The sequence below is a fragment of the Enterococcus sp. DIV1279b genome, from assembly GCF_050531515.1.
Lineage (GTDB): Bacteria > Bacillota > Bacilli > Lactobacillales > Enterococcaceae > Enterococcus_D > Enterococcus_D casseliflavus.
The window spans coordinates 3,354,330-3,368,753 of record NZ_CP172891.1; the positions used below are offsets into that span (position 1 = coordinate 3,354,330).

16 protein-coding genes are annotated in these 14,424 nt (G+C 45.1%); 6 read left to right on the plus strand and 10 right to left on the minus strand.

Going from position 1 to position 14,424, the window contains the following annotated elements:
* Window positions 1-222: 222 nt before the first annotated feature.
* Window positions 223-2,028 (plus strand): M3 family oligoendopeptidase, encoded by a 1,806-nt coding sequence (locus IGI71_RS15980; RefSeq protein WP_010748984.1) that lies wholly within the window; start codon window positions 223-225, stop codon window positions 2,026-2,028.
* A 47-nt stretch (window positions 2,029-2,075) separates the two neighbouring features.
* Here the strand turns inward: IGI71_RS15980 and IGI71_RS15985 are convergent, their stop codons facing one another.
* The 4 genes from IGI71_RS15985 to IGI71_RS16000 all read right to left on the minus strand — a co-directional run bounded on the left by IGI71_RS15985 (window position 2,076) and on the right by IGI71_RS16000 (window position 4,901).
* Window positions 2,076-2,543 carry a TspO/MBR family protein gene (locus tag IGI71_RS15985; protein WP_010748985.1) on the minus strand — a complete coding sequence of 156 codons (468 nt, stop codon included), beginning with the start codon at window positions 2,541-2,543 and terminating at the stop codon, window positions 2,076-2,078.
* Between the two features lie 134 nt (window positions 2,544-2,677).
* The gene (locus IGI71_RS15990) at window positions 2,678-3,511 is read right to left on the minus strand and encodes a glycosyltransferase family 8 protein (RefSeq protein WP_010748986.1); all 834 of its coding nucleotides are present in this window, start codon (window positions 3,509-3,511) and stop codon (window positions 2,678-2,680) included.
* Between the two features lie 226 nt (window positions 3,512-3,737).
* On the minus strand, window positions 3,738-4,259 hold the full coding sequence (locus IGI71_RS15995) for an NADPH-dependent FMN reductase (RefSeq protein WP_010748987.1): 522 nt from the start codon (window positions 4,257-4,259) through the stop codon (window positions 3,738-3,740).
* A 36-nt stretch (window positions 4,260-4,295) separates the two neighbouring features.
* Entirely contained in the window at window positions 4,296-4,901 is a 606-nt protein-coding gene (locus IGI71_RS16000; protein ID WP_430615918.1) for an NADPH-dependent FMN reductase, read from the minus strand.
* A 201-nt stretch (window positions 4,902-5,102) separates the two neighbouring features.
* On the opposite strand from IGI71_RS16000, the gene IGI71_RS16005 reads away from it, so the two are divergent.
* Complete coding sequence (locus IGI71_RS16005; protein WP_010748989.1) at window positions 5,103-5,957, plus strand: MarR family transcriptional regulator; 855 nt, start codon at window positions 5,103-5,105, stop codon at window positions 5,955-5,957.
* A gap of 59 nt (window positions 5,958-6,016) precedes the next feature.
* A complete protein-coding gene (locus IGI71_RS16010; RefSeq protein ID WP_430615920.1) occupies window positions 6,017-7,768 on the plus strand; it encodes an ABC transporter ATP-binding protein in 1,752 nt (583 codons plus the stop codon).
* 40 nt (window positions 7,769-7,808) lie between these two features.
* Here the strand turns inward: IGI71_RS16010 and IGI71_RS16015 are convergent, their stop codons facing one another.
* Complete coding sequence (locus tag IGI71_RS16015) at window positions 7,809-8,174, minus strand: hypothetical protein (RefSeq protein WP_008380201.1); 366 nt, start codon at window positions 8,172-8,174, stop codon at window positions 7,809-7,811.
* Between the two features lie 162 nt (window positions 8,175-8,336).
* On the opposite strand from IGI71_RS16015, the gene IGI71_RS16020 reads away from it, so the two are divergent.
* Both IGI71_RS16020 and IGI71_RS16025 read left to right on the plus strand, forming a co-directional pair.
* Window positions 8,337-8,669, plus strand: coding sequence for a helix-turn-helix domain-containing protein (locus IGI71_RS16020; RefSeq protein WP_010748975.1), 333 nt, complete (start codon window positions 8,337-8,339; stop codon window positions 8,667-8,669).
* A gap of 5 nt (window positions 8,670-8,674) precedes the next feature.
* Window positions 8,675-9,151 carry an ImmA/IrrE family metallo-endopeptidase gene (locus IGI71_RS16025; RefSeq protein ID WP_010748974.1) on the plus strand — a complete coding sequence of 159 codons (477 nt, stop codon included), beginning with the start codon at window positions 8,675-8,677 and terminating at the stop codon, window positions 9,149-9,151.
* 69 nt (window positions 9,152-9,220) lie between these two features.
* Here the strand turns inward: IGI71_RS16025 and IGI71_RS16030 are convergent, their stop codons facing one another.
* The 5 genes from IGI71_RS16030 to IGI71_RS16050 all read right to left on the minus strand — a co-directional run bounded on the left by IGI71_RS16030 (window position 9,221) and on the right by IGI71_RS16050 (window position 13,452).
* Complete coding sequence (locus tag IGI71_RS16030) at window positions 9,221-10,033, minus strand: metallophosphoesterase family protein (protein WP_430615921.1); 813 nt, start codon at window positions 10,031-10,033, stop codon at window positions 9,221-9,223.
* 4 nt (window positions 10,034-10,037) lie between these two features.
* Entirely contained in the window at window positions 10,038-10,820 is a 783-nt protein-coding gene (gene phnE, locus IGI71_RS16035) for a phosphonate ABC transporter, permease protein PhnE (RefSeq protein WP_010748972.1), read from the minus strand.
* Complete coding sequence (phnE, locus tag IGI71_RS16040) at window positions 10,817-11,596, minus strand: phosphonate ABC transporter, permease protein PhnE (RefSeq protein ID WP_010748971.1); 780 nt, start codon at window positions 11,594-11,596, stop codon at window positions 10,817-10,819. Before phnE (IGI71_RS16040) ends, phnE (IGI71_RS16035) begins: the two co-directional genes overlap by 4 nt.
* The gene (gene phnC / locus IGI71_RS16045) at window positions 11,568-12,359 is read right to left on the minus strand and encodes a phosphonate ABC transporter ATP-binding protein (RefSeq protein ID WP_010748970.1); all 792 of its coding nucleotides are present in this window, start codon (window positions 12,357-12,359) and stop codon (window positions 11,568-11,570) included. Before phnC ends, phnE (IGI71_RS16040) begins: the two co-directional genes overlap by 29 nt.
* A 160-nt stretch (window positions 12,360-12,519) precedes the next feature.
* Window positions 12,520-13,452, minus strand: a complete 933-nt coding sequence (locus IGI71_RS16050) for a phosphate/phosphite/phosphonate ABC transporter substrate-binding protein (protein WP_010748969.1) — start codon at window positions 13,450-13,452, stop codon at window positions 12,520-12,522.
* A 196-nt stretch (window positions 13,453-13,648) separates the two neighbouring features.
* On the opposite strand from IGI71_RS16050, the gene IGI71_RS16055 reads away from it, so the two are divergent.
* Window positions 13,649-14,320: a cyclic nucleotide-binding domain-containing protein gene (locus tag IGI71_RS16055; RefSeq protein ID WP_005230657.1), complete on the plus strand. Its 672-nt coding sequence runs from the start codon at window positions 13,649-13,651 to the stop codon at window positions 14,318-14,320.
* The last annotated feature ends 104 nt before the right edge of the window (window positions 14,321-14,424 follow it).

The following is a 14,424-nucleotide window of genomic DNA, read 5'->3' on the forward strand; positions in this document are numbered from 1 at the left end:
AGCAATTTTTAAATAAGAATTTGATGAGAATGAAAAAATGATCGATTTTGTTCTTTTCTTTGATTTTGACGTCCCCGACCAATGCAGGCAAAGCTTGCGAAAGAAAAGAACTTTTTCAACCAACAGCTTTCCTTTTTCGATTAAAAAAATCCGATGGTTGCGACTAAATGTGGCTATGCTATACTTAATAAGATCGTAGGAAAAGAAAGGGGTTTGATAGGAATGACCTATTCAATCAATTGGGATCTAGAAACAATTTTTCCAGGAGGCAGTGATTCTGTTCAATTAAAAGAACGCATGAGCCAGCTGGAAGAAGAAATCAAAACTTACCGTGAAAAAGTTGACGCTTGGGCACCAAACGCTACAGACAATGCGACAAAATTAGAGGAATTAATCGAACTTTCTGGCACAATCAATCAGGGATTTTCACAATGTGGCAGCTTTATCAATGCCTTGCTTTCAGCGAATGTCAACGACAGCAAAGCCAAAATCCTGACAGGCGACCTCTACGCAAAACTGCCAGCATTGCAAGCAGCACAAACCGTTTTCTCGAAAAAATTGACAGAAATTTCTGAGGATGATTGGACCGCTTTACTTACCGCGGAAAACTTAGCACCAATCGCTTTTCGTCTAAGCGAGATTCGTCGCGACGGCAAAGAATTGTTATCTGAAGCAGAAGAAACCATCATCAACACGTTAAATTTAGATGGCTTAAATGCTTGGAGCCAACATTACGATACGATCGTTGCCTCGATCGAAATTCCTTTCCTTCAAGAAGACGGCACGACGATCAACTTGTCCGCTGGTCAAGCCTTCAATAAAATGATGGGTGATCCAGATCCAGAAGTTCGTGCACGTTTATTTGACACTTGGGAAAAGACTTGGGCAGAAAAAGAAGACCTCTTTGCAGATACCTTGAACCATTTAGACGGCTTCCGCCTTTCTACCTTCAAGCTTCACGGTGTCACTGATTACTTGAAAGAACCATTAGAATACAATCGTCTGCAAAAAGCGACATTGGATGCTATGTGGGGCACGATCCAAAAGAACAAACAGCCGATCGTTGATTTCTTGACCCGCAAAGCCCAGCTTTTCGGCAAAGAAAAAATGGAATGGCAAGATCAAGATGCGCCGATCATCCTTGGGGACATGGAAGAAAGAACCTACACCTTTGATGAAGCAGCTGACTTTATTTTGACAAACTTCCGTAAGTTCAGTCCGAAAATGGCTGACTTTGCCCAAGTTGCTTTTGAAAAAAGCTGGATCGAAGCAGAAGATCGTCCTGGCAAACGTCCTGGCGGCTATTGCACCAGCTTGCCAGAAACCAAAGAGTCACGTATATTCATGACCTACAGCAATTCAGTCAACGAAGTAGCGACGCTTGCCCATGAGTTAGGTCACGCGTTTCACAGCAGCGTTCTTTGGGAGCTACCAGAATTAAACCGCAACTATGCCATGAACGTCGCCGAAACAGCAAGTACCTTTGCTGAATTGATCGTTGCTGATGCAACCCTCAAAGAAGCGACAACGAAGGAAGAAAAAATCAATCTATTGGATGCCAAAATGCAAAATGCGATCGCGATGTTCATGAACATCCATGCACGCTTTATTTTTGAAAACAGCTTCTACCAAGCCCGTCAAAACGGCTTAGTTTCAGCGGAGCAAATCACGGAAATGATGACAGCGGCGCAAAAAGAAAGCTATGCGGATGGGTTAGCAACTTATCATCCACATTTCTGGGCAGCCAAATTGCACTTCTTTATTGATGATGTGCCGTTTTACAACTTCCCTTACACCTTTGGTTACCTCTTTAGCATGGGGATCTATGCGTATGCCAATGAAAAAGGGTCTAGCTTTGAAGAAGAGTACATTGCTTTATTGCAAGATACTGCTTCAATGACGACGGAAGAACTGGCGCAAAAACACCTTGGTGTTGATTTAACAAAACCAGACTTCTGGCAAGCAGGGATCGACATGGTCCTAAAAGATGTTGCCAGCTTTATGGAATTGACTGAAGACTATATCTAAAAGAAAAAACCCTCTTCCAACACGACGCTTGGAAGAGGGTTTTTCTATCAGGCATTCAATAAAGTTAAGCCAATCGTTAAGTAGCCTGCGTACAGACACCAAATCAAATAAGGAATAAACAAGTACATTGCTTTTTTGTCGATGCGAGCAAAGAGGATCATACAAATAATCACTGATAGGACTAACAAGACAATAATGACCGTTCCTGCCCAGTAAGCATTCCAGCCAAAGAAAACGATACTCCACAAGAAGTTTAGTACTTGCTGGATCGCAAAGAAGATATAGGCATTCTTTTTAAGCGCTGGATTGACTTTGGCTACGATCAACAGATACAATGCTGTTCCCATAAAGGCATACAAAATCGTCCAAACGATCCCAATGATCCCACCAGGAGGGGCTAAAAAGGGTTTTTCCATTTGCGCATACGTTCCAGCGATGTCTCCTGCAAACAAACTCGAGATGATTCCTGTTGCTTCGATGCCGATCACACAGACCAGCCAAATCAAAAATTTCATGTTCTCCACTCCTTCTTTTTTTCATGACTCTCTCATTTCATCGTACCATCGAATCGAAAAAAAGCAGAATAGAACGCTTAAAAAAGAAACGCCCGTGTGGACGTTTCTTTCAAGATAATTATATTCAATGACAGCTACTTTGATTGTTTTTCTTCAAACTTCCGTCGTTCATTTTCCACATACTTGTATAGCGCCCCGTAGCGGCTGCGGTAGCCTTTTTTCCATGGCTTCTCTTTGCCGCAAAAATGTAACAAAACGGTATGCTCGATGACCCAATCCAAACTCCATTCCCCTAAACTGATCGTTTCATAGGTACGGTTTTTTCGTACGTCATAGTTGTAGAGCTGATCAGGGATCGCCAGCACCCGATCGCCGTACAACCCATTCAAAATGTCTTGATCTGGCAAAAAGAGGTTCAAATGATTTTTCTCAATGAACGCTGCGATCTCTGCTTCTTTGACCTCTTGCCGCAGCTGGTGCACATTCATCAGCAAAACGCCTGAATTATAGTAGCCTTCCGACTCATAATTGCGCAAACGGACTTTATTGATGACTGTTGTTACTTCTGTCAGCTTAGAATGGCTGGCGGCGGCATACAGAAAATCCCCTAACGTCAGCTCATACAAGGGGCGCAAATCATTGATGCACAAAATATCCGCATCCAGATACAGGATTTTTTCCACTTGCTGCGGCAAGTAATTTTGTGCCAATAATCGATAGTAGATCGACTCAGGGTAGCGATCACTGACTGGCGCGGTTTTAAAAATCGAGCCAGAACCGATGATGATGGGATGATAGGTCATCGCCAGCTTTTGACAAAAAGCCTCCAGCTCTGCAGCATGGCTCAATTCTTTTTCTTGTAAGACATAGACATCAAAGGATGCTGCTGTCGTATGACGTTTGATTGAATATAACGTTGTTTTTAATTGTTCACTGAATCGATCATCAATCGCAAAAAGTAGATTCATGCTCTTGTTCACTCCTCTGTTACTGGCAGCGTGCAGGTTTTTGGAAAAAAATCGATTGCTGTTGCACGCAGCTTCTGTTCTTCTAGTATACCCGATTTTTGGTCTTTCTTTCAGTGAAACACCCTTGCCAATCGAACCCTTGCTTGGCAGACGCCAAAAAAGCTGTTCCATCCATGGGATGAAACAGCAAAGGATCGCTTATAAATGATTGTGTCTTAAAAACAGATCAGCGGATCGTTGCAAAAGCTTTTGACCACAACAACAATTCATCTAGCATATCATTGACACCCGCCGCCATGTGCGCACCGGGTTTGAAGGTACTGAAACTTTCAAAATCAGTAAATAAGTTGAAGGCTGGGTTGGTCCGCACGGTGGCAACTTTTTGTTCAGCTAATACGTTGCGCAATTGTTCAGCGGCCCGAATCCCACCGCCAGAACCGTAGCTGACGATCCCAGCAGCTTTATCAAACCATTCTTCCCGAGCAGAATCTACGGCATTTTTCAAGGAAGCTGCAAAACCGTGGTTGTATTCTTGCACGATGAAGATATAGCCATCTAATTCAGAAATTTTTTTGTTCCATGCCAGGTTTGGCTCAGCTGTTCCCATAAACGGTAGATCAAATGCCTTTACATCAACGATCTCAAACTGATGCTCTGACCGTTGATTAGCAATTTCTTGAATATATGCTCCGACTTGCGGACTTACGCGTCCTTCTCTTGTACTGCCTAAAATAATACCAAATTTCATGATAGGTTCCTCCTAAGATTGTTTTCGTTTGTTTTTTTAACGATTGGCAAATGTGTCTGCCCAGTCCAATAATTCCGTCAACATGTCGTTCATTCCTGCAGTCATATGCTCGCCAGGGGTAAAGGTGGCAAAGTTTTCAAAATCAGTAAATAAGTTGAAGGCAGGATTGGTGCGCACCGTGGCTACTTTTTGTTCCGCCAAAATCAAGCGAACTTGCTCAGCGGCACGAATCCCTCCTGCCGAACCATAGCTGACGATCGCTGCTGCTTTGTTGAACCATTCCTCTCGAGCGCTGTCCAACGCATTTTTCAAGGAAGCTGATATGCCATGATTGTATTCTTGTACGATGAAGAGGTAGCCGTCTAACTCAGCGATTTTTTCGTTCCACGCTTGGTTCACTTCACCTGTACCCATAAATGGCAAGTCATAGTCTTTGATATCAATGATTTCAAACGAGCGGTCGCTATGCGCGCGTGCTGTTTGTAAAACATAATTGGCTACTTGCGGACTCACGCGGCCTTCTCTCGTACTGCCAACGATGATCCCGATTTTTTGCACTTTTTTCTTTTCAGGGGTGCGATACACCTCTTTAATTACTTCTTTTTCAATTATTTGTTCTTTTTTCCCAAATCCAAAGACCATTCTTTTGTACTCCTTTTGTTGTGGTTTCTTTAACGATGGACTCAGCATACCAAACTTACTTTTAGTAAGCCAATCATTCTGCTTACTTTTTGTTAGAAAAAACTCTCAGCTGCTTCTTATTGACATTCGTTCGGTACCGAACTATAATCAACTCATCGATATCGTTAGGTACCGAACGATAAACCAAAAGGAGTGTACACCATGAGTACAATGACCGACCACTTAATGAAACAGCTTCGTTTTATCAGCGAAGCCAGCAATGCCTTTATGAGTCAAAACAACCAGCGCCTTTCGGGACAGCAACGTGTCCTGGCCGTTTTAAATTTAGAAGACGGCTTGGTGCAAAGTTATCTTGCAGAAGTCTTAGACCTACGGCCAAGCTCTCTAGCGGAACTATTGAAGAAAATGGAAAATAGTGGCGATATTCAGCGCAAAGAAGATGCTGCTGACAAACGGATCAAACGAATCTACCTGACAGAAACTGGCCGAAAAAAAGCAGAAAAATTACTGGCACAAAAAGAAGCCACCAGCAGTCAGTCGTTTTTTGCAGGGCTCTCAGAGGAGGAACAAACCGAATTTGCTCGTCTGCTTGAAAACATTGCCGCTGGGTGGGAGACGGACTTCCAACAGCAGGCACAACGCTTTATTGACCCAATGGATCGTTTGCAAGCCATGCAAGAGATTCGGGAAGAAATGGTGAAGCAATGGGGCGGAAATTGGCAGGAAATGTCGAATGACGAGCGCCGAAAAATGAGGCAACAAATGAAAGATACTTGGCAAGAAATGGGCGTTGATGAGCGACGCAAAATGAAAAAACAGATCGAGGAAGCCATGCGGCAAATGCCGTTTCCTGGACATCGCGGCATGGTTGGCAATCGACCATTTGAGCCGTTTGGGCCGTTTGGGCCGTTTGATAATAGCGAGGCGAATGATCCACGGTACACATGGGTAAAAGGCAACTTTTTTGATGCCTACGGGTTTGGACAAGACCGCAAAGCAAGACCGACTTCCGCTTCTAAAGACGAAGCAGCCGAGGAGGATTGGCAGGATTTCTAATAACACCTAATTAAAAAGAAAAAGCAGTGAGCCATCTTGCTTGCTGCGGAGGAAAACGAATGGAAACAACGACACCAACAGTGAACAAAAACAAATTTAAAATGAAAGACTTTATCCACCTGATCGTCAGTGTCAATCCTAAGAAAGGCTTGTTTCTTTTAGGGATGCTCTTTAGCCTGATCACAAGTGCCGCCAGTTTGGTCGTGCCGCAGCTGACGAAAACGCTAGTCGATGCCAGCGGCACCCCCACGTTCAGCACCTCCATGCTGGTCGTTTTGATCCTAGCCTTTGTGCTGCAATTAGGCGTAGGGACTTTAGGCGGCTTTCTCTTGCGCTATGTGGGAGAAAGTGCTGTGAAAACGTTGCGGGAACGTCTTTGGAAACATCTGCTGCATTTGCCAGTCAGCTATTTTGATGACCACAAGTCGGGGGAAAGCAGTTCGCGACTCGTCAATGATACTTCCGTGATCAAAGAGCTAGTCACCTCGCAATTTCCCAGCTTTGTCACTGGCTTGATCCAATTGGTCGGTTCGATGATCATCTTGTTTTTGATGGACTGGAAGATGGCTGCGATCATGTTCAGTGCGGTGCCTTTGATCACCTTGATCATGTGGCCAATCGGCAAGATCATGTCAAAACTAGGACGCCAGTTGCAAGCAGCGACCGCCGATTTCAATGCGGATGCCAGCGAAAAACTCTCAGAGATCCGTTTGATCAAAGCCAGCAACGGAGAAGCCAGTGAACAAGAAAACGGTCGGCGCAACATTGGGGCAATTTTTACCCTCGGGGTCAAGGATGCGAAAGTCAGTGCGATTTTGCAGCCAATCATGACGACGGCCATGCTGGGCTTACTCGTAGGAATTCTCGGTTATGGCGCGATCCGTGTGCAAGCCGGCACCTTGACGAGCGGCGCATTGATCGCTTTTCTACTGTATCTCTTTAATATTATTGCGCCTGTAACAACGTTTGCAATGTTCTTTTCACAAGTCCAAAAAGCGATGGGTGCTACGGAACGGATCCAAGAAATTTTGGATACGCCGCTAGAACCAATTCAAGCAGCACCCAAAGCCGCCATCGATGGAGCAGTCTTACGAGCAGAACAAATCGATTTCAGTTACGTTCCCAAACGGCCGATTTTGCAAAACATTTCTTTTGAAGCCAAACCCAACACCGTGATTGCTTTTGCAGGACCAAGCGGCGGCGGAAAATCCACGATTTTTGCTTTACTGGAACGCTTTTATGAGCCCACCAGCGGGCGCTTGCTGATTGGAGATCAGCCGATAGCTGATATTGATCTGCAAAACTGGCGGGCACAGATCGGCTATGTTTCCCAAGACAGTGCGGTCTTTGCTGGTACGATTCGGGAAAACTTGCAATACGGATTGGACCGAACACTGTCAGAGGAGGAATTGTGGCAAGGACTGGCATTGGCTTATGCCGATCAGTTCGTCCAAGAGTTCCCCGAAAAACTAGAAACACAAATCGGTGAACGCGGCGTCAAACTATCTGGTGGTCAAAAACAACGGATCGCCATCGCTCGAGCATTCTTGCGGGATCCCAAGCTGCTGATGCTGGATGAAGCGACTGCCAGCCTAGATTCTCAGTCAGAAGAAAAAGTCCAGCGGGCGTTGGATCATCTGATGGAAGGACGTACGACATTAGTGATCGCTCATCGCTTATCGACCATCGTGGATGCCGACCAAATCTACTTTATAGAAAAAGGCACCATTACCGGTCAAGGTACCCATGCACAATTAATCAACAACCACCCGCTTTATGCTGCCTATGTCAATGAACAAATGATCAACTAATCGAAAAAACTGCTTATTGACGGATAAGCAGTTTTTTTTATTAGCCAACGGCTGAATGTTGCTTCTCTTCACGCGCCACAGGCACTTGATTCCCTCGCTGTAATTCTTTCAGCACCTGGTTTTCTGCCCGCAAAAAATCCCTTTCGCTTTGGGCAGTAGCAAGCTTTCCTTGATAAACTAAGACTTCTTCTTGGTAGGTTTTGGCGGTCTTTTGGACTTCTTCTTCCAACTGATCGATTTTATGGGTCAATTCTTGATTGATCTGTTCATATTTTAGGTAAAGCTTCTGGGCATTTTCGATATTCGTTTGTTCCAAATTCGCTTTGCTGGATACTCGGGTAGCCAAATAGGTAAGTACACCAGTAATGAGTGACGGCAAGACAACTGTTACGATCGATGTATCCATGATCCTCCCCCCTTCTTTTGATACGATTCATATCATCTGTTTCCAGTATAAAAGATACGATTCGTATCGTCAACTGATGTGATATTTTTTATATCAAATAACACAAAAATAGATACAAATTATATCTAACGTGCTATACTACAAAAAAGGAGGCGATCACTCATGCTTGGCGAACGGCTAAGAACACTCAGACTACGAACCAATCAAACCCAACAGCAGATCGCAGATCAGCTGGGAATCACCCGCGCAGCGTATTCGCATTTCGAAAATGATCGTAACGAACCCGATGGCGAGACCATCGTCAAACTTGCGGAGATTTTTCAAGTATCCACCGATTTTTTATTAGGCAGACAAGTCCCGTCAGGCTTTACGCAGCCCTCTGCAAAAGTTCAAACCGTTGCGGCCCATATTGATGATGACGTCACCGATGAGCAGATGGAAGATATCCTCAGCTATATTGAATTTATAAAACAGCGGCACGCCCAAAAGGAATGATGGAAATGGATAAAGTAGAAGAACTGATGGCCGCCTACCCAGACTTGCACTTTATTTTCGATAAAAATATGCCTGATGGTCAGCAAGGATTGTACATCGATCACCATATTTACTTGAACCCTGACCAATCACAAGAAGACCTCTTGAGCACCATCGGTGAAGAAATCGGTCATTATCTGACCAGTGCTGGCGACATTACCGCCCAAGACACCAACGAAAAACGCAAACAAGAACGCAAAGCCCGCGACATTGGTTCTGCGATCGTGGTCACGCCCTATGATATCATCGCTTGTTTTGAAGAAGGCTGCAAAACATTGGCGGCATGCGCTGATTTTTTAGGGGTTCCCCCACAAACCTTCAAAGACGCGGTCACGTATTATGCCCGCCGTTTTGATGGCATCAAAACCGAAGAAAATTATACCTTGTTTTTTCATATCGACGGCACGATTGAAGTTGTCAAAACCTTTGGCAATCAAAGTTAAGCCTTTTTCACACAAAAACAGACGTTCCTTTCCTGCTGCTAAAGGCAGCGTTGACGGAACGTCTGTTTTTTATCCTTGCATGTTGACCCGCATCAATACACGTTTCGGTCGATAGTTTTCTGAGGATTGATGAACCAATGCACCTTCCTCGAAACGATACAAATTGTATCCATAGCGTTCTTCAAAACGGACCATCCCATCGCCTTCATCTTCCCCGACAAACGACATACTTGCCACAGTATAGTAAGGAATCCCTGCGATCGTTCCCGTAAACGCATGATGGGTATGTCCACTGAGAATACAAGAGATTTGATACTGCTGCAATAATGCCACCAAACGATTGGCACCGGCCCATGCCGGCGTGCTTGCTTGGTCGGGCAACAAATGATGGTGTGTCACAAAAACGATCTTTTTCTCTTTGAGCTGTGCCAGCGTGGCTTGCAGCCATTCAAACTGTCGCTCATCTACGATACCGTCGGCATAGCCATAGCAGGAATTATCGAAAGTCACGATCGCCAATGTCTCCGTTTCATAGACTTGATTAAAAGGTGTATCACTGGCGGTTTCTACTGACTTGCCTTGCCAGCCTTGGCGAAAATGCCGTTTGATATCATGATTGCCTAGCGTTACTACGATGGGCACTGAGCCAAAGGCTTTTTCTAAATATTGCTTCAAAGAGGCATAATCGGCAGGCGCGCCATCTTCGGTCAAATCGCCGCTGATCACCACCAAATCGATCGCTGCTCGCGCCTTGGCATCTTGGATACACTCTTCAAGAGGAATCAAAGGATTTTGCATGGCTGCCAGCATTCCTTGATACCCTTCTTCACAAGGCAGGTAACTTTCTCGAAAATGGATATCTGATATATGCAATACATTCATAGGTTTATCTCAATTTCTTTCTGATGATTCCAGTCAACTGGTCTAATAAGAAGACGGTCACAACGACGCCCAACAAAATAATACTTACCTTGCTCCAGGTTCTGGTTTGAATAGCAAAAATCAATGGTGCACCGATCCCGCCAGCACCGACTAACCCTAATGTTGCCGCACTGCGGACCGCAATTTCAAAATGATTCAATGCAAAGGAACTATAGATGGGTGCTAAGTAAGGGACCCGCACGAAAAACATCGTCTGCCAAAAATTGGCACCGACTGCTTGCATCTCTTCCGTCAAGCGCTCATCCATGGCTTCCATTTCTTCGGTAAACAACTTGCCCAGCATACCGATCTGGTGGACACCGATCGCCATAACTCCAGCAAAAGGTCCTGGACCTACCACACGGACAAAAATAATCGCATAAACCAGCTCGGGAAATGCCCGCAAGATATTGCAGATCATTTTGCCGATTTTTGCGACCCAGGGTGTCGAGGTCCATAGGTTGGCGGCACTCAGCAAGGTCACTGGAATCGCGCAGACTGTTGCAATCATCGTTCCTAGACAAGCGATCCCGATCGTCAGTAACAACAAGCTCCACAGATCTTCCCCACTGCCGTCATAAAAGAAGGACCAGTCTGGCTGACTCAGCCCTTGCAAGACATCTCTTCCCATCGCTAAGGAAAAGGTGCTTAATCCAGAATAATCCAGCGTCGCAGCGGATAAAACTAGTAAGACAGCAAAGAGCCCCCATAACAGCCAAGTCGTTTTCTTCACTTCTCTGATCATCATAGGAAAGACCTCCTTACCCGCTCACTGAGAAAATCAACGATCGCTACCGTCAGCAAAATCGTCAAGATAATGATCGAGACCCGCTCATAATTCAACAATGCCAATGAGGCGTTCAAGATGACCCCAATCCCGCCAGCACCCACATACCCTAACACCGTCGAAGCTCGAACATTGACTTCAAAGGCATAAAAAGTATAGCTGGCAAACTGGCTGATGACTTGGGGAATGATCGCCCAAACGGTCACTTGAAATTTATTCGCTCCTACCGCCGCTGCTGCTTCGATCGGCGCAAAATCAATGGTTTCGATCGCTTGGAACATCAACTGTGAAACCATACCAAAGGTAAAGACCGCGATGGTCAAAACACCAGTGGCTTCACCGATTCCAAAAATAGCTACGAACAATGCCGCCAACAATAGATTGGGGATCGTCCGCACCAGACCTAAGAGAAAACGCATCGGCACCGAGACCCAACGGCTTTCTGTCACGACTGTTGTCGCCAACAGACTCACCGGTATCGCTGCGACTACTCCTAAAACGGTGCCTAAAAAGGACATCTGCAATGTCTTGATCAAGGGCATCATCAGTTGCGGTAGATAACTAAAGTCTGGGTGCAAAAAGCGAGCCATGAAAGCCGTCATCTGGCTGCGATTCGACCACACTTGTGCAAAATCAGCCCCTGTGATCCAGGCACTACTTTGAAAAAAGAGCAGCAATAAAAGAACCAGCAGCAGGTGTTTGTACCAATTAAAATGAACTGTTTCTTTCAGTTTCATCGATTTCTCCTGCCTTTTCTTCAAAAATTGCTTTGCCATAGATTTGTTCTAAACGCTGATCTGTCAAAGCGGCTGCGTTGCCGTCAAAAACGATCGCACCTGCTTTTAAGGCAATGATCCTTGTCGCATACTGACGAGCCAAGGGAATCGAATGCAGATTGATGACAATCGTTTTGCCCATTTCTTGATTGATCTTCTTCAGATCCTCCATCACTTTCTCTGTCGTGATGGGATCTAGTGATGCCACAGGTTCATCTGCTAAAATCACCGGCGCTTGTTGGACCAAGGCACGGGCGATGGATACCCGCTGCTGTTGCCCCCCACTCAACTGGTCGCTTCTCGTTTGCAGTTTGTCTGACAAGCCGACAGTCGCTAGCGCTTCTTTCGTTCTTTCGTAGTCTTCTTTCGTAAACAACCCTAAAATACTTTTCCAGGTCCCGTAATACCCCAAGCGCCCAGACAAAACATTTTTTTGAACGGTACTGCGTTTGACCAAATTGAAGCTTTGCGAGATCAATCCGATTTGTCGACGAATCAAGCGCAATTCTTTTTTATTGGCTTTCGTGACTGATTTGCCGTCTATCCGGATATCTCCTTCAGTGATTGGCACTAAGCGATTGATCGAGCGCAAAAAGGTACTCTTACCAGCACCGCTCAAGCCAATGATGGCCACAAATTCACCTTGCTCAATCGTTACATCTATGTTCTGTAATCCTTTGACCCCATTTGGGTAGACTTTGGATACATTCTCAAAAGTTATCATCTGTTTTCTCCATTATGTAGGGACCGCGGCAAAGTTTCCCCAATCGGTCACGGTCTATTTCACTAAAAAATGCACTGGTACTGCGTATTCCACCTATTCCCCTAGTAAATCGCTGCACATCTCCGTGTCCCGTTATCCTTCTACCGCAATCCCTGATTTTTTACTCTGCTGCTCGTTTAGTATAGTCGCGAATGGTATCGTAAGCAGAATCAGCTGCTTCTTCATACCCTTGGTGTCCCCACAAGCTCATTGCTTCGGCGCCTTCTTCATCGTCTGCCATATTCAAGAACACTTCTTTGATCTGCTCTTTTAGTTCAGCATCCATCGTCGGTTGAACGGCAATGGCGTCATTCGGGATGTCCCCTTCGGTTAAGTAAAGGACTTTTAGGTCTTTGAATAAGTCGTTGTCTGGGAAGCTTGACGCAAAGACATTTCGTGCCCCTTGGAACACAAAGGCGGCGTCCATCTGACCATTCAAGACTGCAGTGATCTCACTTGGAATATCATTCACCGTCGTTAATGTAGCATCCGTCGTTGGATCAACTCCTGCATCTTTCAACTCGGCAACTGGGTAAATATAGCCGCTGGCAGAGTTTGGACTCAATGTGGCGATTTTTTTCCCTTTTAAGTCCGTTAATTCTGTCATATCGCTATCCGCACGGACCAAGATTTCCCCTTTGAAGGTATTGGTTTTTTCCCCTTCTAATGGCAAGCCCGTCTCTGGATCATAAGCACCTAATTGAGAAGTCAAAATCGCTTCAGCTGCATCCATGTCTTTGGCTTGAACATAAGCGGCTGGCGGCATGATCCCTAAATCAACTTGTCCAGAAGCCATCGCTTCTACGATCGTCGAATAATCCGTTGCTAACGTTACTTCTACTTCACGGTCTAATTTTTTTGATAAATACTCAGCAAACGGTTTTGCTTTGGCTTGCATCGAGCCGTCATTATTGGTCGGTACGAATTGTACCACCAGCTTTTCTTTTTCGGCTGCGGCACTGCTGTCGCTGCTGCTGCTCCCATTCCCACAGCCGGTCAATGCGGCAACTAACGCAATTCCTAACATTCCTTTAACAATTCGTTTCAATGGCATTTTTTCTCCTCCTAATGGTTTGAAGCTTTCTTACATTCAAATCATACCAAGTATCCCGTCAAAATGAAGTGACACATGTCCTATTTTACCTTATTTTTACATACAATTTACATTAGATTTTATTTATCGTTCGTGTTGAGTCAAAAGGGGAACTAAGCTATACTTAAAGAAAACCATTCAGGAGTGGCTGATTTCCATGAAAAAAATCGATGATACCGCACGCCTCAGTAATTACATTGACACATACGATCTGCAATCTTATATGGACAATGATTTGTTAGCGATGGCCACTTTGCATTCCTTTGAAAAAGAAGAGCACTTGATTCGAACGGGTACGCCTTCTGAATACTTGTATTTTCTCGTAGAAGGAACCGTGATGGTCTATTCCTTCTCTTCGGATACCCAAACGATTTGTATCGATTACGCCAAGCCAGCTGCACCATTAGGAGAAGCTTCCTCTTTATGGGAACTCTTGCCGAAAAGCAGTGTCAAAGCCGCTTCTGCTTGCGTCTGTGTCTGCATCCCTTTGAATCGCTACCGCAACACCTTGCAACAAGACGTCCGCTTTTTGCAAACCATCTGTCAGTTGCTCAGTTCCCGCTTGAATTCGGGGATCAACTTAGCGAATTCATTGACGGAACCTGTAGAGACACGGTTGGCCAAATTTATTCTTGCGCATCAAGAAAATCAACACTTTTCCTTTCAGTTGACCACCTGTGCGGCGATCTTGAATGTCAGCTATCGCCACCTGCTGCGAACCTTTACCAGCTTTCGTGAAGACAAGCTGATCGAAAAACAAAAACAGGGCTATGCAATTCTCGATTTCCCCGCTTTAGAGTCGCTTGCCGAAAATTTAAGCCATGTATAAGGAGCAGCCCATAAGAATGTTCGGATTTTCCCTGAGTACGCGTTCCTGCTGTTGGTCTTGCCCTTAACTAGCGCTGTGACAAGCATTCTCCACCGAAGAAGGCA

Bases quoted from the DNA above. Each gene is read 5' to 3' on its own strand.
- IGI71_RS15980 (WP_010748984.1), top strand. From the start codon at position 223: ATGACCTATTCAATCAATTGGGATCTAGAAACAATTTTTCCAGGAGGC.
- IGI71_RS15985 (WP_010748985.1), bottom strand. From the start codon at position 2,543: ATGAAATTTTTGATTTGGCTGGTCTGTGTGATCGGCATCGAAGCAACA.
- IGI71_RS15990 (WP_010748986.1), bottom strand. From the start codon at position 3,511: ATGAATCTACTTTTTGCGATTGATGATCGATTCAGTGAACAATTAAAA.
- IGI71_RS15995 (WP_010748987.1), bottom strand. From the start codon at position 4,259: ATGAAATTTGGTATTATTTTAGGCAGTACAAGAGAAGGACGCGTAAGT.
- IGI71_RS16000 (WP_430615918.1), bottom strand. From the start codon at position 4,901: ATGGTCTTTGGATTTGGGAAAAAAGAACAAATAATTGAAAAAGAAGTA.
- IGI71_RS16005 (WP_010748989.1), top strand. From the start codon at position 5,103: ATGAGTACAATGACCGACCACTTAATGAAACAGCTTCGTTTTATCAGC.
- IGI71_RS16010 (WP_430615920.1), top strand. From the start codon at position 6,017: ATGGAAACAACGACACCAACAGTGAACAAAAACAAATTTAAAATGAAA.
- IGI71_RS16015 (WP_008380201.1), bottom strand. From the start codon at position 8,174: ATGGATACATCGATCGTAACAGTTGTCTTGCCGTCACTCATTACTGGT.
- IGI71_RS16020 (WP_010748975.1), top strand. From the start codon at position 8,337: ATGCTTGGCGAACGGCTAAGAACACTCAGACTACGAACCAATCAAACC.
- IGI71_RS16025 (WP_010748974.1), top strand. From the start codon at position 8,675: ATGGATAAAGTAGAAGAACTGATGGCCGCCTACCCAGACTTGCACTTT.
- IGI71_RS16030 (WP_430615921.1), bottom strand. From the start codon at position 10,033: ATGAATGTATTGCATATATCAGATATCCATTTTCGAGAAAGTTACCTG.
- phnE (WP_010748972.1), bottom strand. From the start codon at position 10,820: ATGATGATCAGAGAAGTGAAGAAAACGACTTGGCTGTTATGGGGGCTC.
- phnE (WP_010748971.1), bottom strand. From the start codon at position 11,596: ATGAAACTGAAAGAAACAGTTCATTTTAATTGGTACAAACACCTGCTG.
- phnC (WP_010748970.1), bottom strand. From the start codon at position 12,359: ATGATAACTTTTGAGAATGTATCCAAAGTCTACCCAAATGGGGTCAAA.
- IGI71_RS16050 (WP_010748969.1), bottom strand. From the start codon at position 13,452: ATGCCATTGAAACGAATTGTTAAAGGAATGTTAGGAATTGCGTTAGTT.
- IGI71_RS16055 (WP_005230657.1), top strand. From the start codon at position 13,649: ATGAAAAAAATCGATGATACCGCACGCCTCAGTAATTACATTGACACA.